The following is a 19,691-nucleotide window of genomic DNA, read 5'->3' as shown; positions in this document are numbered from 1 at the left end:
GGCGGCCTGTCGATGGTCCCTATGTCGATACGTGTGGGACGCAGCTTCAGCAGGAACTCGTTGAGCCTGGCGATCTCCTCTTCGGAGTCGTTGAGCGTTTTGACGATGAGGATCTCGATGACCAGCGGCCCGCTGTATCTTTCTTTGAAAGCCAGCATCCCCGCCTTGATGTTCTCCACCTCTATACCCTCATGGGCACGGTCCAGTTTTTTTAGGCACTTTTGCGTGGCACAGTCCAGAGAGAGCTTCACCTCGTCCAGTTTCAGAAGTGCATCCTGCACCCTGACATCGTCTATATTGCCCGCATTGGAAAGGATGAGCGTTTTGGTGGACCCTTTAAAGGTATTGATCTCATCTATAAGTTCTGAGAGATGGGGGTAAAGCGTGGGTTCGCCGTTGGCAGTGAGGGTGATGAAATCTATATCGCCATGCTCTTTGAGGGCAGCCTTCAGTGCAGCGACCACCTCTTCGACACTCACGACATCCTCATAGCCATCCACCGTCTTGGCCGGTTCAAGCTCACAGTAGAGACAGTCGAAGTTGCACTGCTTTTTCGAAGGGCTCAGGTCAACCCCTAAGGACTTGCCGAAACGGCGTGAATGGATGGGACCGAAGATAATGTTCACAGCTACCCCTTTTTCAGTAATCTTTTACTCTTTTTTTCCAGCTTTTTTTCAAAAGCCTCTACCGAATGTTTCTCTACGAGTTTGTCACGGTTTTCCAGTTTATACCCCAATTTTGCTTCAAACTTCAAGAGCGCGATCTTTTTATAGAGCTCCATGATCTTCAGATTGGTCAAACCGCCCAGAAAGTTCCGCATCAGACACAGCTTCTCCCTCTGGTAGGCTTCCATGCCCAGATCACTGCTGCGCAACGCAGTCAGCGCCTCTTTGTAGGTATTGCTGTCGATCAGCTCCAGTTCGAACTCTTTGTTGATAAAGTAGTCCGCCACCGTCGTAAAATAGTGCCTGAACGGCTTCTTGATGTTCTGCACTTTTTTCGAACCCCACAGATAGGTCGCAGCGACCGTCTGGAACTCCTTTCTCAAAGCCTCGATCTCTGCATCCACAGGCACCAGTTTCCCGTCTTCCCTGAGCCTGAAGTTCCTGTTGAACGCCATAGAGATCGCGTTCATCGTGTTCTGGAACTCCGTCTTGGCATTGCTGGAACGGTTCAGCAGCGCGATCAGCAGCTCCTTGATCTTCATCTTGTCAAAATGCACCGTTTCATACCCGGGCACAGCAAGTGTCTTCAGATGCACCAGTTTGCGTATATCCTTGACCCGCACCTCGCTCTTGAGGGAACGCAGCAGGATCTCCTGCAGTTTCTCTATCGAATAGATGTTGAGCGAATCGATGATGTCCGTCACACGGTACCGGTTCTCGTCCGCCAGGTCCATCGCCTGGCAGAGGATCGTTTTTCCCGTACTGTTCTGGATGGTGATGCCCTTGGAGGCAAGATACTTCTCCTCCAGGGCAATGGAATCCCGCACATACTCCTTCAAGTAGAGATACTCCGGATACTCTTCCAGCTCATGCACACGCTTGACCAGAGAGGCCAGGGCATACTGCTTTACATCCTCGGGCAGATTCTCATAGAATTCGTATTTGAGGATACGTCTGAAGTTATTGAGGTTGGCGTTGAACCTGAGCGGTCTTTCGAAGGAGCCGGAAGCCTTCTGCAGCATCTTGTCCAGAATGGTCTCGCCGTCATGGCTGAACGCCGTATGGCCGATGTCATGCAGCAGCCCCACGATCTTCCCTATCTTGAAGAAGTTCAGGTCGACATCCTCTCCAAGCTGCCTGCTCAGATGGTTCAGCATATACTCGGTGCTCAACCCCACTTCCATCGAGTGGCTGTAGCGGTTACGGATGCTGTCCTTGGTACGCTTGGAAAGATACATCGGGATGTCTTTCAGCCGCACGAACACCTTATGCCCTACGATCCCGAGTTCACATTCTTCGACGGTTTGGGACGCCTTGGGCGAGAGTTCAGCGTTTAGCGTTGAGCGTTCAGGATCATTCTGCATAAAGTTCCTTTATGGTGATACGTATTACGTGCTACGTGTTACGATCTTTTATATGTGTTTGGGACGCCTTGGGCGAGAGTTCAGCGTTTAGCGTGTAGCGTTCAGAGTCTTTCATCATAACTTTTCTTTAGTGCAGTTAGCATTCTTAGTAGTTCATTGATCTCTTTGATCCATTGCATACCAATATGTTTTTCAATATATCCGATTTCTATGCCGATATAGGTTTGTGTGATAAGTTCGGCCGCTGAGCCTTGAGAGATATTTATAAAACGGTTTTTATCTTTATCAGACTCTTTTTCCATACCTTCTGCAATATTGCTAGCGATCGATAAAGAACTTCGAGTGATCTGGTCTTTAAAACCGTAATCTTTACAAGATGCAAAAGATCTGTAGACATCGACACTCAGTCTGCAAGAACGTTTCCAAACATCCAATCTTTCACATCTCATAAATTTGCCTTTCTTTCTGAACGCTACGCGCTACATACTGAACGCTGTGCCGAAGAGCTTTAGCGCTTCGCACTCACCCTCAGGCACTCTTTTTCCAAACATCCAACTTTTCACACTTCAAAAGCAAACTCCTTTTATCGTAACACGTAGCTCTTAACACTACACGCTACTCGCTACACACTGAACGCTGAACGCTGTGCCAGAGTGTTACTGCTTCGCAGAAACTCTCTGACACTCACTTACGAAATGTATTGCATTCTCTACCGGTACATCTGGCAAAATACCGTGTCCGAGGTTGAAGATGTGTCTTTTGCCGCCCATGGTCTCCTGGATGGACTCAACACACTTGGTCGTGGCCTCTTTGGAGTAGAGCCTGCATGGCTCCATATTGCCCTGAAGGACGTATTTGTCGCCGAGCTTCTCTTTGGCCAGTGCCATAGGGGTTCCCCAGTCGACACCGAAGACGTCGAAGTTCCCGTACACTTTGCCGCGCTCGATGAAGGCAGCCACCCCTTTGGGGAACATGATCACAGGGATATGCGGATATTTCTCTTTCAGATACTCGGCGATCTCCACCATGTACTTCCAGGAGAACTCGTCATAGTTGCCCGGCTCGATCGCCGCGGCCCAGGAGTCGAAGATCTGCACGACATCCACACCCGCCTGGATCTGTTTCTCCATATAGAGCTTGACGACATCCGTCACTTTTCTGAGGATGTTGTGAAGGAGTTCCGGGTTGGAGTACATCATCTTCTTGCAGATATTGTAGGTCTTGGTCCCCTGCCCTTCTATCATATAGGTGGCCAGAGTCCAGGGCGCGCCGGTAAAACCGATCAGCGCCTTCTCATCCCCTCTCGCATCCAGCTGCTCTCTGAGCAGTTTGATCGTATCGTACACATAGGTCAGTTTGCTGGCCGCCTCGTCGCCACCGATGAGTCTGTCCAGGTCTTCCTGTGAAGTGAGCGGGTCGGAAAATTTCGGCCCCTCCCCTTTGACAAAGCTCAGGTCCATACCCATTTCATCCGGGATCACAAGGATATCCGAGAAAAGGATCGCCGCATCCACACCCACGATGTCCAGCGGCTGCAGCGTCACTTCTGCTGCCTTCTTGGGATCGTGGCAGAGGTTAAGGAAATTTCCCGCTTCGGCTCTGACTGCCATATATTCGGGTAGATAGCGTCCTGCCTGTCTCATCATCCATACCGGAGTGTATGGTGTCTCTTTCCCCAAACATGCATCTACAAATATCTTACTCAATTGTGTTTCCTTAAAAATTATTCGCTTCCCTTTGACAAGAAAAGTCTTAGTGACCTCTGCGGCGCTCTAGTGTTTGCCTACTTTTCCCAAAAAATACAGGCCTACTGCCAATGCGGTGATGGAAAGTGCAAAATACATCATCTCGATAGGTGTAGAGAACTTCGTATGCAATACCCTTTGAAAGAAGTTCACCACAAGCACCATCACGATGACCTTTGCGATCTTGTCCTTGAGCTGGTCCAGTGACTGGATCGCCAACAGTTTGGAGCCGTTCTTCCCGCTTGCCTCATCGATGTCCGAAATAAAAAGCTCATACAGCCCGAAAGAGAAGATGAACATCACCACCGCGATCAGGTAGAGGTCCACCGCACCGATGATACCGGCAACCACATCTTCGTGAAAATGTTCAGGATGCGGTATCGTATGTGTCACGACCTGAAATGATGTGACCGCCACGTTCCAAATGTCCATGGAAGCCACCACAAAAAGAATGATCGCACCCAGCAGACCAAAGACCACTGCCAAAAGCACGATCAGACGGCTTCTCCAGATCGCTCCTTCAAAGAGTTTTTCCAACATTACGCGTTCTCCTCGAGTTTGATCCATTTCTGTGCAATACGCACGGCATTGGTCGCGGCACCGACCCTTACCTGGTCCGCTACGCCCCAAAGGTGCAGGATATTGTCCGCATAGATATCTTTTCTGATACGCCCGACATAGGTCTCATCCGTATCGGTCGCGGTCAGAGGCATAGGGTACGCGTTTTTGGACATGTCATCTATCACCGTGACATTTTCAAAGTTGCCCAGTGCTTCTCTTACCTTGTCCACATCGACATTCACACCCTCTTCAAAGGTGACCGTGATCGATTCTGAGTGGCTTCTGAGGACCGGCACACGTACACAGGTGGCAGAGACGGCAAAATCACTGTGCATGATCTTGTTGGTCTCTTTAACCATCTTCATCTCTTCTTTCGTATAGCCGTTCTCCTGCGGTACATCGATGTGGGGAATGACATTCAGCGCGATACGGTGCGCGAACGCTTCCACCTTCGCATCATTCAGAGAAAAGTTGAAGAACGCCTGCATCTGCGCCACAAGCTCCTCCATCCCTTTTTTACCTGCGCCGCTGACCGCCTGGTAGGTACTGACATCCACTCTTTTGATCCCGTAAAGGTCATGAAGCGGTTTCAGAAGCTGTACCATCTGGATCGTGGAACAGTTGGGGTTGGCGATGATCCCTGTCTCTTTCCAGAGCTCGATGTCTTCCGGGTTCACTTCCGGTACGACCAGCGGTATCTTGGGGTCCATTCTGAAGTGGGAAGTGTTGTCTATCACCACGGCTCCCGATGCTACCGCATACTTTGCATAATGTGCAGAGATGCTGCCGCCAGCGGAGAAGAAAGCGATATCGATATCACGTCCCTCAAATACCTCTTCGGTCAGCTCCTCTATCCTGTACTCTTCCCCCTGAAATTCAATGATCTCACCTGCGGATCTCGCACTCGCCAAAGGCAAAAGGTCCTCTACCGGGAACTTCACCTCATCCAATACTCTAAAAAGCTCTTCTCCTACGGCACCTGATGCACCGACTACTGCTACTTTATATCTCTTCACTTTATTCTAATCCTAATGTATCATCTGTCTCTTCGTCATCATTCTCATCCGGCACTTCTGCCTTTTGACATTTCGCTATGCTCACCACTCTGTCTTTCGCATCCACATTGACGATCTTCACACCTGAAGTGTTGCGCCCTGCTTTACGGATGGTCTCCATGTCCACACGGATCATCTTGCCGATGCTCGTCAGACACATCAGGTCTTTGTCCTCTTCTACGAATACCACGCCTACCACATCACCGGTCTTAGGCGTCAGCTTCATGGAGATGACCCCTTTTCCGGCACGGTTCTGTTCGCGGTACTCGCTTGCAGTGGTACGTTTTCCAAGACCTTTTTCGCTGATCATCAGCAGTTCGTCCTCTTCGTTCTCGATGGTCGTTGCCCCGCAGACATGGTCCCCTTCGATCTTGAACTTGATCGCCGTCACACCGCGTGCCACTCTACCGATCTCTCTTGCATCTTCCACTCTGAATCTGATACAGAGACCTTTTTTCGTTGCGACAAAGAGCCATTTTGTATCCGGCTTGACGATCTTCGCATCCACCAGTACATCATCTTCATCCAGGTTGATCGCTCTGACACCGTTGCTTCTGATGTTCGAATACTCGGAGAGGTTGGTTCGCTTGACGATACCGTTCTGCGTGAAGAATACGAGCCCTTTATCCGCTTCGAAGTCCGTGGTAGGGATGATCGCCATGATCTTCTCATCCTGCTGGAGGTTGATCAGGTTCACGACCGCCTTGCCTTTGGCCGTACGCGTACCTTCAGGGATACGGTAGACCTTGAGCCAGTAGAGCTGTCCTCTGTCCGTCACGAACATCAGCGTATCGTGCGTGTTGGAGGTGAAGAACTTCTCGATGAAGTCGTCATCATAGGTCGTCACGGCGATCTTGCCTTTGCCGCCGCGATGCTGTTTCTCGTACTGCTTCACCGGTACACGTTTGATATACCCGCGGTGTGTGATCGTCACCACCATCGGTTCATTCGGGATAAGGTCTTCGATATCGATATCGTCATAGTCATCCACGATCTCTGTACGGCGCGGCGTGGTATATTTCTCGCCGATCTCTACAAGCTCTTCACGGATGATCGCATTGATCTTCTCTTCGCTTTTCAGGATACCTTCGAGTTCTGCGATGAGTCTGAGAAGTTCGGCAAGCTCGCTTTCGATCTTCTCGATCTCAAGACCGGTCAGACGTCTGAGTCTCATCTCGAGGATCGCTTTTGCCTGTATCTCTGAAAGCTTGAAGCGTGCCATCAGGCTCTCTCTGGCTTCCACATCATCCGAAGAGGCACGGATGATCTTGATCACCTCATCGATGTTGTCGACAGCGATCTTCAGACCTTCCAGGATATGCGCTCTGGCTCTTGCTTTTTCAAGATCGAAGATCGTTCTTCTGATCACCACTGTTTTTCTGTGTTTCAGGAAAAGATCGAAGAGTTCCAAAAGATTGAACACTTTCGGCTCTTTGTCTGCGATCGCAAGCATGATGATACCGAACGTCACCTGCAGCTGTGTACTTTTAAAGAGGTTGTTGAGGACGATCTCGCTCATCGCATCACGCTTCAGCTCGATCACCACACGGATACCTTCTCTGTCCGACTCATCACGAAGTTCGGAGATCCCCTCGATCTGTTTGTCACGTACGAGCTGTGCAATGCTCTCTATCAGTCTGGACTTGTTCACTTGGAACGGGAGCTCGTCGATGATGATGATCTCTTTGGAGCCTTTTTGCTCTATATGTGTTTTGGCACGTACTTTGATACGCCCGCGCCCTGTAGTGTAGGCATCTGTGATACCTTTGCGTCCGAAGATGATACCGCCGGTCGGGAAGTCAGGCCCCTGTACGATCTGCATCATCTCTTCGACGGTAGCGTTCGGATCGTCGATACGTGCGACAAGCGCACTGACCAGTTCATCGAGTCTGTGCGGAGGGATGTTCGTGGCCATACCGACCGCGATACCGCTTGAACCGTTCAGCAGCAGGTTCGGCACACGCGAAGGAAGTACGTCAGGTTCCTGCATGGAGTCATCATAGTTGGGTACGAAATCGACCGTATCTTTTTCGAGGTCGGACAGAAGCTCTTCTGCGATCTTGGTCATACGCGCTTCGGTATATCTCATCGCCGCGGCATTGTCACCATCGATCGAACCGAAGTTACCCTGCCCGTCGACCAGAGGTGCCTGCATGGAGAAATCCTGTGCCATACGCACCAGTGCATCATAGACCGAACTGTCGCCGTGCGGGTGATACTTACCGATCACGTCACCGACGATACGTGCGGATTTCTTGTAAGGGTTTCTGTGGGTAAGATGAAGGTCGTTCATCGCATACAGGATTCTTCTATGTACAGGCTTCAACCCGTCTCTTGCATCAGGCAATGCTCTACCGATGATCACACTCATGGAGTAGTCGAGATAGCTGGCCTTCATACTGTCTTCTATCAACACTTGTCCGGTGTTTTTTTGCTCGTCAAATAGATCGCTCATACATTTCCTTAATTGTGTAAAAAATTGCATTCATTGTACCTAACATCGCCTTAATAAAAAGGCTTAAAAGCGCTTAAAATCGAAGCCAGGCGTCTTAAAACGGATTTAACATGAATTTAACTCAATTTCTATATAATGCACTCTAAATTAAACGTATGAGGAAAAACAGTGCTTATTGAACAGATAAAAGATATCGTGGATTATGGCATCATAGGGTTGCTCTTTTTCTTGAGTTTCATTACCTTTGCTTTTGCTATCGAAAGGGTACTTTTCTACCGCGGTATCCGACTTTCAGACTACCGCAACAAGACAGCCCTGGAGCTGGACCTTTCAAAACGTCTGGCCACCATCGCCTCCATCGGTTCGAATGCCCCCTATATAGGATTGCTCGGTACGGTTCTGGCGATCATCCTTACTTTTTACATCATCGGGGACCAGCAGGATACGATCAACCCTGGTGAGATAATGAAGCACCTGGCGCTGGCGCTGAAAGCCACCGCCGCTGGTCTGGTCGTAGCGATCCCTGCCACGGTGCTCTACAATGCACTGCTGACACAGGTCGACAGGATCCTGGCCAAATGGGAAATAGCACAGGATGAGAACACGCATGCTTAACAAAAAAGTACTCATAGACAGAAGCAGCTTAAAAGTGACCAGTCACGCGAACCCTCTGTTGAAGAGTCCTTTGTTGGGCTTTGCTCAAAAAGGAACCTGTCAATGAGACGCGAACGCTTTGACAAGATGAATGTCGTTCCCTTCATCGACATCGTACTGGTACTTCTGGTCATCGTACTCGCCACCGCTACGTTCGTCACCAATCAGACGATCAAAGTGGACCTTCCCAGTGCCAGTTCCAAGAAGAGTGAAGAGAAAAAAAGCATCCACATCGCCATAGACAAAGAGGGGAAATACTTCTATAATAAAGAGGCCCTGAGTCTTGAGGCCATTGAAGAGAGACTGATGAAGCTCGATCCGAAAAAGGATCTGGTCTCTTTGCATATGGACAAAGAGAGTGCCTTCCAATACTTTGTCAGCATCATCGATATTCTGAAGACCAAAGGGTTTGAGAATATCTCTATCATTACGAAGAAATAACATACCGTAAGGTCGATAAATCGACCATCTTATTTTTAATATTTTAATTGAACTTCCGATCATTTGAATTGTGGCGTTGTTTCTCTCATACTTTTCTAGAAAAGTATGCAAAAGTCGACACTACTCTCAAATCGCTTCGCTTACAAAGGTGTTCGTAGTGTCAAAAAACGTACTTCGTACGATTGATGAAAGGTATCGTAAACGATACTCATGCTCTTCTTGTTATTGATCGCACGGATGTGCGCCCATGTCATGGCGAACGCCCTTGAAAGCAAAGCGATTCGAGAGCCATGACGCTTTTTTGCTTCGTTTTTTCTAAAAAAATGAAGAGGGTAACACCACCGCAGTTTGAACCTTAAGGAAGTTCGGCAAAACTCTCAAAAATCCTGGATGACTTAGCCAGGGGTACATAACCGAAAATATATACCAGAAGTACAAGGATAACGTACTTCTGAATTACTCCGTCATCATCGTATACGGACGCTTCAGCTTCTCGGTCAGCTGATGCATACTGACAGAACGCCCTTCCCTTGCGAACTCTTTACCATCCAGGAAGACGATCATCGTAGGGACCGAAAAGACCCGGAAATGTACAGAGATCTCCAGGTTTTCATGGGCATCGAGATAGATCTGTTTCAGTAGTGGAAAGTTCGCATCAAAGACCTCTTTGAACTTGGGTCTGAGCGCATGGCATACATTGCAGTGTTCTCCGGAGAAATAGAGCAGCACCCCTACTTCATTTTTTATCGTATTTTGTAGTGCTTCGAGGGTCATACCTGCTCCTTCAATGATCTTTCAAATTATATCGCTTAGGAACTGCAACTCAGCTTCTGGTTCTTGAAGGCGTCCGGGGTAGGCCCTGCCCATCTTTCATGCTGTGGATGCTCCGCATAGGGATCCTGCGCGATCCTGAACAACGCATCTACCACAGAAAAGTCACCCTTCTGGGCAGCTTCTATGGCTTCCTGGAGCATGTAGTTCTTCAGTACGAACTTCGGGTTGGTCCGCAGCATGGCCCGGTGTCTCTCCTGCAGGGTGGAACGGTTTTCTTTCAGTCTCTCATCGTAACGCTCCAGCCACGCATGCATGGGCTGATGGTAAAGCCCCAGTTTCAGCAGTGAACTTCTCTCTCCGTCATAGCGGCTGAGCGTCCGAAAGAAAAGTGTATAATCAGGCTGGAGTTCCTGCATCATCCGCAGCAGCTGCCTGACAAGCTCCAGGTCCTTCTCCTCTTTCAGTGCATCCAATCCCAGTTTTTTTCGCATCAGCTCCAGGTAGTGGTGATGGTAGAGGTCTGCATACCCTTCCAATGCACTTTCGAGCTTTTCCCTCTGCACTATCGGTGAGAGTGCATGCATCAGCGCCTGCAGGTTCCATTTTCCTATGTTGGGCTGGTTGCCGAAACTGTAGCGTCCGTGCTGGTCGGTGTGGTTGCAGATATACTGAAGATCATAGTCGTCCAGGAAGGCGAAGGGGCCGTAGTCCAGGGTGAGTCCTGCAATGGACATATTGTCCGTGTTCATGACGCCGTGGTTGAACCCCACCGCCTGCCACTCGGCCATCAGTCTGGCTGTCTTGCCTGCCACTGCAGTAAAAAAGTGCAGATATTTGTCCGGTGCATCTGCGAGGTGTGGGTAGCTTTCAGCTATGGCATAGTCCGCCAGGGCTTCCAGCTCTTTGTATCTTTTTTTGTGCGCGAAGTATTCAAAGGTACCAAAGCGTATCCAGCTGGGAGAGACACGCAATACGATGGCACCTGTCTCCCACACTTCTCTGTAGACCTTATGTTCCGAGCCTATCAGAGCCAGCGCCCTGGTGCTCTCTATACCCAGTCCGTGTATCGCTTCGCTCATCAGGTATTCGCGTATGCTCGAACGCAGAACGGCGCGTCCGTCCCCAGAACGGGAGTAGCGTGTCTGCCCTGCCCCCTTCAGCTGCAGATGCAGGTGGTTGAGCGTACCGATGTTGATCGCTCTTCCGTCACCCAGACGCGGGACGAAATGGCCGAACTGATGCCCTGCGTAGCACATGGCAAAGGGGTCAGAACCCTCCAGTGCCAGCGCGCCGTTGACAAAATCCAGAAAAGCGTCACTGTAGAGCTCTTCGATATCGATACCCAGCAAGGATGCGACCGCTTCGTTGGCATGGATCAGAAAAACGTTTTCCAGCGGTGTCGGCTCCACCCTGGTGTAACACTCCCTGGGCAGCTCCAAATAGGGGTTGGTCAGTTTGATTTCATTTAGTTTCATACTGCTATTCTACACAGCATCTCCTTGATACTACTTAAGCGAAATAGAGTATAATCACACAATTAAATCTTGTAAGGAATCACACATGGGTAGAGCGTTCGAATACCGAAAAGCAGCGAAAATGAAAAGATGGGGAACCATGTCCAGGGTTTTCCCCAAATTAGGAAAGATCATCACGATGGCGGCCAAAGAGGGCGGTCCGGACCCTGATATGAACCCTAAACTTCGTACCGCTATTCTCAATGCAAAAGCGCAAAATATGCCTAAGGACAACATTGAAGCGGCCATCAAAAGGGCTTCGGCCAAAGATGCGGCGGATATCAAGGAGCTTACCTACGATGTCAAAGCTTCCTATGGTGTGCAGATGATCGTAGAGTGTGCGACAGACAACAATACAAGAACCGTGGCGAACGTCAAAGCGATCCTTAACCGTAACGGCGGAGAGATGCTTACCTCCGGTTCTCTCAACTTCATGTTCACCCGCAAATGCGTCTTTGTGTTCAACAGAACGGAAGAGATGGACCTTGAAGAGCTGGAACTGGAACTGATCGACTTTGGGTTGGAAGAGATAGAAGAGGATGTCGAGCCTCAGGAAAATGGTGATGATATCAATATCGTGAGGGTTTACGGTGACTTTACTGCATTTGGTGAACTGAGCAAAGCATTGGAAGATATGCAGATAGAGGTCAAAAAAGCGACTTTGGAGTATATTGCCAATACACCTGTAGAGCTGAATGACGAACAGATGGAAGAGATAGATACGCTCATCGAAAAACTAGAAGATGATGAAGATGTGCAGGCTGTCTATACGAACATCGCCTAAAAAATAAGCTAGAGGTGAGAAGCATATCCTGCATTCAGGATATGCTTATGGAGAGGTATTTATTTATTAATAAAACGTCATCAACAGATGCGGAGAATCCTCATCGATATTTACCCCTGCAGTATCAGACTGCGCCATGTGGTGTGCTGAGGCACTTGATGCCAGACCGATAGCCAATAGTAATAGTGTTAATAGTTTTCTCATAGTGATCCTTTCTTTTTTATATTAAAACGTCATCAATAGATGCGGAGAATCCTCATCGATATTCCAACCTGCAGTGTCAGACTGCGCCATATGATGTGCCGATACATTGGATACCAAAGCGGCTGCCAGAAGTAAAATCGCTGTTAATCTTTTCATTTGAATCCTTTCTTTTGTAAAGATAAGGAAGTATAAAACAGAAGTATGAAGATAGTGTGAAGAGAGTGGGAATAGCGTTTATGATAGTGGGATCACGGCTTTATCAAGCTGTGATCTGGTTGGAAAAGCACGGTTAGTGCGCTCCGTACTGCTCGACGAACTCCTCATAGCCGCCTTCAAAGTCGATCATCGTCCCGTCTTCATTGAGTTTGATGATGCGGTTCGCAAAGGCATCGATAAGCTCCCTGTCGTGTGATACACAGATCACCCCGCCCTGATAGTTATGGAGCGCCTCGCCCAACGCGACGATCGCTTCAAGGTCCAGGTGGTTGTTCGGCTCATCCATCACAAGGAAATTGGAAGCATCCATCATGATCTTGGAGAGCATGACACGGTGTTTCTCGCCCCCTGAACAGGCATTGATCTTCTTTTTCTGTTCTTCTCCGCTGAAAAGCATACGGCCCAGGGTCTTTCGAATATCATCGATATGCCATTTTTGGTCAAATCCCTGGATCCATTGCGGCAGCTCTTCCTCACCTACGACGATGTCCGTGGTATTTTGGGGGAAGTAGCTGTAGGTGATCGTTTGTCCCCATGTAAAGCTTCCGCTGTCTGCTTCCACCTCTCCCATCAGGATCTTGAGAAGCGTGGTCTTCCCTGCACCGTTGGTACCTATCAGCGCGATCTTGTCGCCTTTGTTGACCTTGAACGTAAGACCTTCAAATACCTTTTCGTCCTCATAGCTTTTGGAAAGCCCTTCCACTTCCAGTACTTCATTACCGATCTCCCTGTGCGCTTTGAACATGATGGAAGGGTCACGGCGCGAGGAGAGTTTGATCTCGCCGACATCCAGTTTGTCCAACTGCTTCTGACGGCTCGTCGCCTGTTTTGCTTTGGAGGCATTCGCAGAGAATCTGGCAATGAACTTTTCAAGCTCCTCTTTCTCCTTGAGCGCTTTGCCCCTGTCCGTCTCTGCCTGTTTGGCTATCAGGTTCGCTGCGATATACCAGTCATCATAGTTGCCTGTGAACTCACGGATATTCTGGAAATCAAGATCGAGTATATGCGTCACTACCCCGTTAAGGAAATGTCTGTCGTGAGAGATGACAAGCAGTGTACCTTCATGGCGTTTGAGCTCCTCCTCCAGCCAGCTGATCGTATCCATATCCAGGTTGTTGGTAGGCTCATCCAGAAGCAGCACATCGGGTTTCAGGAAGAGTACCTGCGCCAAAAGGATCTTGAACTTGTCCCCGCCGGTCAGCGAAGACATCAGGTCATCATGCTGTGAAGCAGGGAAACCCAAGGCTTCAAGCAGTTTTTCTATCTTTACATCCGATTCGTAGGTAGGATCTTCATCCGCACAGATCATTTCAAGCTCTGCCAGACGGTTGTTGACCTCATCGCTCTCGAAGTCCCCCTCCATATAGAGCTTCTCTTTCTCTTTTTGTGCATCAAAAAGCTTTTTGTTCCCATAGAGTACCGCATCTCTCAGGGTATAGTCCTCGAACGCATACTGGTTCTGTCCAAGGACTCCCATTTTCAGTCCCGGCTGCAGCTGGACTTCACCGTCCGTTGGCTCTATCTGACCTGCGAGGATCTTTAAGAACGTTGACTTACCCGCACCGTTGGCACCGATAAGTCCGTAACGTTTACCCGCATCCAACGTGATATTGATCTTGTCAAAAAGCACTCTTTTTCCATAGCGCTGTGTTAAATTTACTGTACTAAGCATCTCGCATCCTTGTAGTTGATTGTTGGAATTTTAGCATAATGGACTGAAAGTGGAAAAAAGAAATTGGCAAAGCGTTTTCCGGTCCTGAAACGCTTGCAGAAGAAATCTGTTAACCATCCAAAAGGTCAATGATGTTTTCAACAGGACGGCCGATCGCTGCTTTGCCCTCTTTGATCACAATGGGGCGCTCGATGAGCTTTGGATGCTCCGCCATCGCTTCGATGAGCTTCTCTTCATCCGTTACCTCTTTCAGGTTCAACTCCCTGTAGATCTCTTCTTTGGTTCTCATCAATTCTCTCGCTGAGATACCCAGCATGTCAAGCACTTCCCTGATCTCCTCTTTGCTCGGAGGCGTCTCCAGATATTTCACCACCTCTGCATCGATCCCTTTCTCTTCCAGAAGCGTCAGCGCATCTCTTGACTTGCTGCATCTTGGGTTATGCCATATCGTTGGTTTTGCCATGTTGGTCCTTTCTGTATTGGTTTAACTATCCTGCTCTTTATGGTTGTGCGAAGCGCCTTGGCGTTCCATACTCTCAAGCTTCATCAGTAAACGCGCATTGTTGGTACGGCATCTGCTGTTCTCTTCCACTACCACTTCATGTCTCTCTTTCAGAAGATGATGCTCCTCCTGAAGTGCCGCATGCATCTCGCGGGCATTCTCCAGGTCCGTTCTTGTCTGGGCAAGCTCTTTTTCCAGGGAGGTGTGTTTCTCCTGCAATGCATGCAGGGTCTCACTCGTTGACTTCAGTGTCTCCCTGGTCTCTGCAAAGGCTTCCAGCGCCTGCTGATCCGTTGTGTTCTGGTGCTTACTGGCCTCAAGCGCATGCTCCAGCTCAGCAATATAGGCGGTTTTCTCTTCGTTGTCGACTTTCGTGTCCCAGTATGTCTCTTTATAGGTTTTGACCTTCATGGCCGACACTACGATCACAAGCAGAATGATCAAAAGTACCGCCAATGCAACGCCCATCGTCAGCATCAGGGTAGAATCATTCTCGATCGTCACCAAAAAATCCTGCATGCTTATCCTTCGATCCTGTCATACGCTATCGGATAGTTGCACTTCATGCTCTCTGCAGGCAGATCTCCCTTTCCGTACTTCATCTGCTGGAAGATGATCTGTACTTTGTTGTCCAGGTCATCATAATAGGCGATACTGTGAAGCTTCTGCTCTCTGTCTACCTGTATGGTGTATTTTTTAGCCTCATACACTGCCACATAGACATTGGGACGGTAGGGTTCTGCTTTTTGTAATATTTTGGCGATATCTATGCCGTCGGATATACGGTAGGCAGAGACCTGTTCGAGATCATGGTCTACGACAAGCAGCTCCTTACCGTCGGTACATACCTCTTTTTTGGTAGGTTCCTTGTAGCTCCATTTGAAAAGTGTCCCGTTGGAAAAACGTACCTTTCCACTGTAGGTGATCACCTTTTGTTTGGGGTTGGTGATCTTTTGTACAAAATCTGCCTGAAAATTTTCCGGCAGTTCTATGTTGGCCAGCAGCAGTGACGGTACCGATAACAGTAATAACAACAGTCTCATTCTTTATCCTTTTCCATAACTTGAAATATACCAAAATAGCACTTTTAACGTGATAAGATATTGCATATTCTCAAAAAATTGTGTCACAAGCGTGGATAAGCCTGCGCTTTGTCTAACGGAATATTAATCTCTATTTGGATAAAATAATCGGAATTTATGCAAAGGCTAAACCTACAATGATAAAAAGCGTACTCAAACTCTTTGGCACCCAAAATGACAAGATCGTAAAGAACTATCTCAAGAAAGTAAAAAGTATCAATCAACTGGAACCTCAGTATGAAGCCCTGGACGATGAGGCACTCAAAGCGGCATTTGAAACACTGAAAAATGAAGTACAGAACGGTACCAAAACACTCAATGACGTGCTTTTTGACTCTTTTGCCATTACCAGGGAAGCAGCAAAACGTGCCATGGGCATGAGACATTATGATGTACAGATGGTCGGAGGACTGGTACTGAATGACGGCAACATTGCCGAAATGAAGACAGGGGAAGGTAAAACATTGGTAGCCACACTGGCTGTGGTACTCAATGCCATGACAGGCAAAGGGGTGCATGTCGTGACGGTCAATGACTATCTGGCAAAAAGAGACTCCGATGAAATGGGAAAGCTCTATGAGTTCCTGGGGTACAGTGTAGGATGCCTCACTGCGAACATCCATGACGATGCCAGCAGAAAAGCACAATATGATGCGGATATCACCTACGGAACGAACAATGAGTACGGTTTTGACTATCTTCGCGACAATATGAAAGTAAGGGTGGAAGAGAAAGTGCAGCGTGAGCACTACTTTGCCATCGTGGATGAAGTAGACTCCATCCTCATCGATGAAGCCAGAACACCGCTCATCATCTCCGGACCTACCCAGCGCGAACATAACTACTATGCCAGAGCCGATGCCATCGCCAAGCAGATGGTACGCGGCGAAAAAGTAGCGACCAGACCGGGTGAACCGGAACAGACCACGGGAGATTTCATCGTAGACGAAAAGAACAGGACCGTCGTGATGACAGAGGACGGGCTCCAGAAAGCGCAGGACCTCTTTGAAGTAGACAACCTCTACAGTCTTGAAAATGCCGTACTCTCGCACCACCTTGACCAGGCACTTAAGGCACACTATATCTTTGTGAAAGATGTGGACTATGTCGTACAGAACAATGAGATCATCATCGTGGATGAGTTTACCGGGAGACTCTCTGAAGGCCGCCGATATTCTGAAGGGCTGCATCAGGCACTCGAAGCCAAAGAAGGTGTTGAGATACAGGAAGAGTCCCAGACACTTGCCGAGATCACCTACCAGAACTACTTCAGACTGTATGAGAAACTGGCCGGTATGACAGGGACGGCACAGACCGAAGCGACCGAGTTCTCGCAGATCTATAACCTGGACGTGATCTCCATCCCGACCAACCTGCCTATTGCAAGAATAGACAAGAACGACCTGATCTACAATACAGAGCGTGAGAAAATGGACGCGGTGGTAAGAAGGGTCAAAGAGCTGAATCAAAAAGGCCAGCCGGTGCTGATCGGTACAGCCTCCATTGAAAAATCGGAAATGATCCATGAGAGACTCAAAAAAGAGAAGATCCCGCACAATGTCCTGAACGCGAAGAACCATGCGCAGGAAGCAGAGATCATCATGAATGCCGGCCAGAAAGGTGCCGTGACCGTGGCGACCAACATGGCGGGACGTGGTGTCGACATCAAGATCGATGATGAAGTAAGAGCGCTCGGCGGACTGATGATCCTCGGTACGGAACGCCATGAGAGCAGACGTATCGACAACCAGCTGAGAGGACGTTCAGGCCGCCAGGGTGACCCGGGAGAGAGTCAGTTCTTCCTCAGCCTGGATGACAACCTTCTGAGGATCTTCGGCGGAGAGAAGATCAGAAACATCATGAGCAGACTCGGTGTCGAAGAGGGAGAGTTCATCGACTCCAAGATCGTCACACGTTCTGTAGAGAAGGCACAGAAAAAAGTGGAGAACCAGCACTACGAGTCACGAAAGCACATCCTGGAGTACGATGATGTGGCCAACCACCAGAGAAAAGCGATCTATGCATTCAGAAACCAGCTCCTGGACCCTGAATTCGACATCGGCGCCAAGATCAAAGAGAACCGTGCCGAATATGTAGCCCATCTTCTGGCAGAAGCGGAAATATTTGCAGGTATGCCAACGGAAGACTATGATGTAGAGAGACTGGCCGCACTGATCAAAGAAGAGCTTCATATTCAAGTGGACAGCGAACAGTTCAAAGAGAAAGAGGTCGACGAGCTGACTGAGATGATCACCAGGATGATGGAAGATCTTTATGAAAGAAAAATGTCTCAACTCGACCCGGCGCAGCGTCAGGAGATAGAACGCATCCTCTACCTGCAGGTGCTGGACCCTCAATGGAGAGACCATCTCTATGAAATGGATGTCCTTAAAACAGGGATCGGTCTTCGTGGATACAACCAGAAAGACCCGCTGACCGAATATAAACAGGACAGCTACAAACTCTTCACAGAGCTGGTAAGCCGTATCAAACTTGAAGCGGTCAAAGTGCTTCAGCTGGTGCAGTTCGACTTTACCTCTCCGGAAGAGGAAGAGGCTGCCGTCGAGCATATCAGGGAAGAGCTGGAGAATGAGGTTGCCCATGCCACGCTCAGTACAGAAGCGCAGGAAGCCACCAGGAACAAACCGCTGGCGGGTACAAAAAAGCCTAAAAGAAATGAACCCTGCCCGTGCGGATCAGGTAAGAAATATAAGAACTGCTGTGGACAAAGCGGCCCTAAAAAAGGGCTGTTGGCCTAATGTCCGCGCCTGCCAAGACCTCCTCGCCCAATAAAAAGTTTATCAGGCATATCATCAGGCACTATCTCAAATACGATAAAGAGAACCCTTTTATATTCATCTCTGCGATGCTGGCCTTTTTGGGTATCTCGGCAGGTGTCATGGTTCTGATGATCGCCATGGGGATCATGAACGGGACACAAAAAGAGTTCACCAAGAAGCTTTTCGTGATGAACTACCCCCTTACCGTACTTCCCCTGGATGAAGATGCGGTGAATGACACCCTGATCACGTCGCTGAAAAAGCAGTTTCCCCACCTTCAATTCAGTCCCTACTATACGACCCAGGTCATCACAAAGAACGACGGTGCGGTACAGGGATCTTTGGTCTATGGCGTGGATTTTGACAAAGAGAGTGCCATCAATCCCATATTCAAAGAGGCCAGAGGAGACGGAACGGGCAAGTTCAGGGTCGTCATAGGGGAAGGCCTCTCTTTTGAAATGAACGCTCCGCAAGGCGAGAAGGTCACGCTCTATTTTTCAGAACAGCAGGCGATCGGTTTTGGAACGATGCCGCTTCAAAAACGTTTTACCGTCGATGGTATTTTCAAGTCCGGTCTCAAAGCCTATGACAAAGCCATTATGTATACCTCCCTGGAAGCGTTCGAAAAACTGCTGGACCGCAAGCACGGAAGCTATGATGGCCTGCACATCTATACGGAAAAGCCTCTGGATGAGATCGAAAAGATCAAGCGTGTACTGCCGGACATGGTGGTCATTGAAGGGTGGTGGCAGCAGAACGGAAACTTCTTTGCGGCCATGGAGATGGAGAAAAAAGCGCTCTTTTTGGTCTTGCTGCTGATCATCCTTGTGGCATCCCTCAACATCATCTCCTCTTTGCTGATGACGGTGATGAGCCGAAGAAGGGAGATCGCCCTGATGCGTACCCTGGGTGCCACCAGAGCTGAGATCAAGTCCATCTTCTTTCAACTGGGGGTCATCATAGGCAGTGCGGGGATCGTCGCCGGTACCCTGCTGGGCGGACTTGGCATTTGGCTACTCTCGACATTTGACATCATCTCCATGCCTGCAGATGTGTACGGTACTTCCAAACTGCCTGTGGATCTGACACCCACTGACTTCGGATTGATCATTTTAGGTACGAGCATCATTATCCTGCTCTCCTCCCTCTATCCTGCAAAAAAAGCGTCTCAGACGGATCCTTTGACCGTACTCAGGAACGAGTAACCGCTACTGCAGCAGTAT

The 19,691-nt window shown here is 48.9% G+C and carries 20 protein-coding genes; 5 read left to right on the top strand and 15 right to left on the bottom strand.

All coding sequences use genetic code 11. The features are described 5' to 3' along the window. From VIM88_RS04405 to gyrA, 7 genes are all read right to left on the bottom strand, one after another. Nucleotides 1-626 (bottom strand): radical SAM protein (locus VIM88_RS04405; RefSeq protein WP_331861672.1); only part of this gene is annotated, 626 nt, incomplete at its 3' end. Between the two features lie 2 nt (nt 627-628). Next, nucleotides 629-2,029, bottom strand: coding sequence for an HD domain-containing protein (locus tag VIM88_RS04400; protein WP_331861671.1), 1,401 nt, complete (start codon nt 2,027-2,029; stop codon nt 629-631). A 101-nt stretch (nt 2,030-2,130) separates the two neighbouring features. After that, the gene (locus VIM88_RS04395; protein ID WP_331861670.1) at nt 2,131-2,478 is read right to left on the bottom strand and encodes a four helix bundle protein; all 348 of its coding nucleotides are present in this window, start codon (nt 2,476-2,478) and stop codon (nt 2,131-2,133) included. A 207-nt stretch (nt 2,479-2,685) separates the two neighbouring features. Continuing rightward, nucleotides 2,686-3,735: a uroporphyrinogen decarboxylase gene (gene hemE, locus VIM88_RS04390; protein WP_331861669.1), complete on the bottom strand. Its 1,050-nt coding sequence runs from the start codon at nt 3,733-3,735 to the stop codon at nt 2,686-2,688. Nucleotides 3,736-3,801: 66 nt separating this feature from the next. After that, complete coding sequence (locus tag VIM88_RS04385) at nt 3,802-4,314, bottom strand: YqhA family protein (RefSeq protein ID WP_331861668.1); 513 nt, start codon at nt 4,312-4,314, stop codon at nt 3,802-3,804. Then, nucleotides 4,314-5,351, bottom strand: a complete 1,038-nt coding sequence (locus VIM88_RS04380) for an aspartate-semialdehyde dehydrogenase (protein ID WP_331861667.1) — start codon at nt 5,349-5,351, stop codon at nt 4,314-4,316. Before VIM88_RS04380 ends, VIM88_RS04385 begins: the two co-directional genes overlap by 1 nt. 1 nt (nt 5,352) lies before the next feature. After that, on the bottom strand, nt 5,353-7,845 hold the full coding sequence (gene gyrA / locus VIM88_RS04375; protein WP_331861666.1) for a DNA gyrase subunit A: 2,493 nt from the start codon (nt 7,843-7,845) through the stop codon (nt 5,353-5,355). Nucleotides 7,846-8,013: 168 nt separating this feature from the next. Between gyrA and exbB the strand changes: the two genes are divergently transcribed. After that, the gene (exbB, locus tag VIM88_RS04370) at nt 8,014-8,460 is read left to right on the top strand and encodes a TonB-system energizer ExbB (RefSeq protein WP_331861665.1); all 447 of its coding nucleotides are present in this window, start codon (nt 8,014-8,016) and stop codon (nt 8,458-8,460) included. A gap of 102 nt (nt 8,461-8,562) precedes the next feature. After that, nucleotides 8,563-8,940 carry a biopolymer transporter ExbD gene (locus tag VIM88_RS04365; protein ID WP_331861664.1) on the top strand — a complete coding sequence of 126 codons (378 nt, stop codon included), beginning with the start codon at nt 8,563-8,565 and terminating at the stop codon, nt 8,938-8,940. Between the two features lie 456 nt (nt 8,941-9,396). Here the strand turns inward: VIM88_RS04365 and VIM88_RS04360 are convergent, their stop codons facing one another. Together VIM88_RS04360 and VIM88_RS04355 are read right to left on the bottom strand one after the other, a co-directional pair. Continuing rightward, nucleotides 9,397-9,714 (bottom strand): thioredoxin family protein, encoded by a 318-nt coding sequence (locus tag VIM88_RS04360; protein ID WP_331861663.1) that lies wholly within the window; start codon nt 9,712-9,714, stop codon nt 9,397-9,399. 35 nt (nt 9,715-9,749) lie between these two features. Further along, complete coding sequence (locus VIM88_RS04355; protein WP_331861662.1) at nt 9,750-11,189, bottom strand: protein adenylyltransferase SelO; 1,440 nt, start codon at nt 11,187-11,189, stop codon at nt 9,750-9,752. Nucleotides 11,190-11,274: 85 nt separating this feature from the next. Here VIM88_RS04355 and VIM88_RS04350 point away from each other — a divergent pair, with 85 nt between their 5' ends. Then, nucleotides 11,275-12,012 (top strand): YebC/PmpR family DNA-binding transcriptional regulator, encoded by a 738-nt coding sequence (locus tag VIM88_RS04350; protein ID WP_331861661.1) that lies wholly within the window; start codon nt 11,275-11,277, stop codon nt 12,010-12,012. Nucleotides 12,013-12,078: 66 nt separating this feature from the next. Here the strand turns inward: VIM88_RS04350 and VIM88_RS04345 are convergent, their stop codons facing one another. The 6 genes from VIM88_RS04345 to lolA form a co-directional block, all read right to left on the bottom strand. Next, nucleotides 12,079-12,216, bottom strand: a complete 138-nt coding sequence (locus VIM88_RS04345; RefSeq protein WP_331861660.1) for a hypothetical protein — start codon at nt 12,214-12,216, stop codon at nt 12,079-12,081. Nucleotides 12,217-12,237: 21 nt separating this feature from the next. Then, complete coding sequence (locus VIM88_RS04340) at nt 12,238-12,372, bottom strand: hypothetical protein (protein ID WP_255344716.1); 135 nt, start codon at nt 12,370-12,372, stop codon at nt 12,238-12,240. A 133-nt stretch (nt 12,373-12,505) separates the two neighbouring features. After that, entirely contained in the window at nt 12,506-14,104 is a 1,599-nt protein-coding gene (locus VIM88_RS04335) for an ABC-F family ATP-binding cassette domain-containing protein (RefSeq protein ID WP_331861659.1), read from the bottom strand. Between the two features lie 109 nt (nt 14,105-14,213). Next, the gene (gene arsC / locus VIM88_RS04330) at nt 14,214-14,567 is read right to left on the bottom strand and encodes an arsenate reductase (glutaredoxin) (protein ID WP_331861658.1); all 354 of its coding nucleotides are present in this window, start codon (nt 14,565-14,567) and stop codon (nt 14,214-14,216) included. Nucleotides 14,568-14,588: 21 nt separating this feature from the next. Further along, nucleotides 14,589-15,125 (bottom strand): hypothetical protein, encoded by a 537-nt coding sequence (locus VIM88_RS04325; RefSeq protein WP_331861657.1) that lies wholly within the window; start codon nt 15,123-15,125, stop codon nt 14,589-14,591. Between the two features lie 2 nt (nt 15,126-15,127). Beyond that, nucleotides 15,128-15,649: a LolA-like outer membrane lipoprotein chaperone gene (gene lolA, locus VIM88_RS04320; RefSeq protein ID WP_331861656.1), complete on the bottom strand. Its 522-nt coding sequence runs from the start codon at nt 15,647-15,649 to the stop codon at nt 15,128-15,130. 176 nt (nt 15,650-15,825) lie between these two features. On the opposite strand from lolA, the gene secA reads away from it, so the two are divergent. Beyond that, nucleotides 15,826-18,447 carry a preprotein translocase subunit SecA gene (gene secA, locus VIM88_RS04315; protein WP_331861655.1) on the top strand — a complete coding sequence of 874 codons (2,622 nt, stop codon included), beginning with the start codon at nt 15,826-15,828 and terminating at the stop codon, nt 18,445-18,447. Continuing rightward, nucleotides 18,447-19,673: an ABC transporter permease gene (locus tag VIM88_RS04310; protein ID WP_331861654.1), complete on the top strand. Its 1,227-nt coding sequence runs from the start codon at nt 18,447-18,449 to the stop codon at nt 19,671-19,673. The genes secA and VIM88_RS04310 overlap by 1 nt, the downstream gene beginning before the upstream one ends. Nucleotides 19,674-19,691 lie beyond the last annotated feature (18 nt).

Source organism: Sulfurovum sp. (assembly GCF_036568385.1).
Classification (GTDB): domain Bacteria; phylum Campylobacterota; class Campylobacteria; order Campylobacterales; family Sulfurovaceae; genus Sulfurovum.
This window is presented reverse-complemented; position numbering and strand designations above follow the sequence as displayed.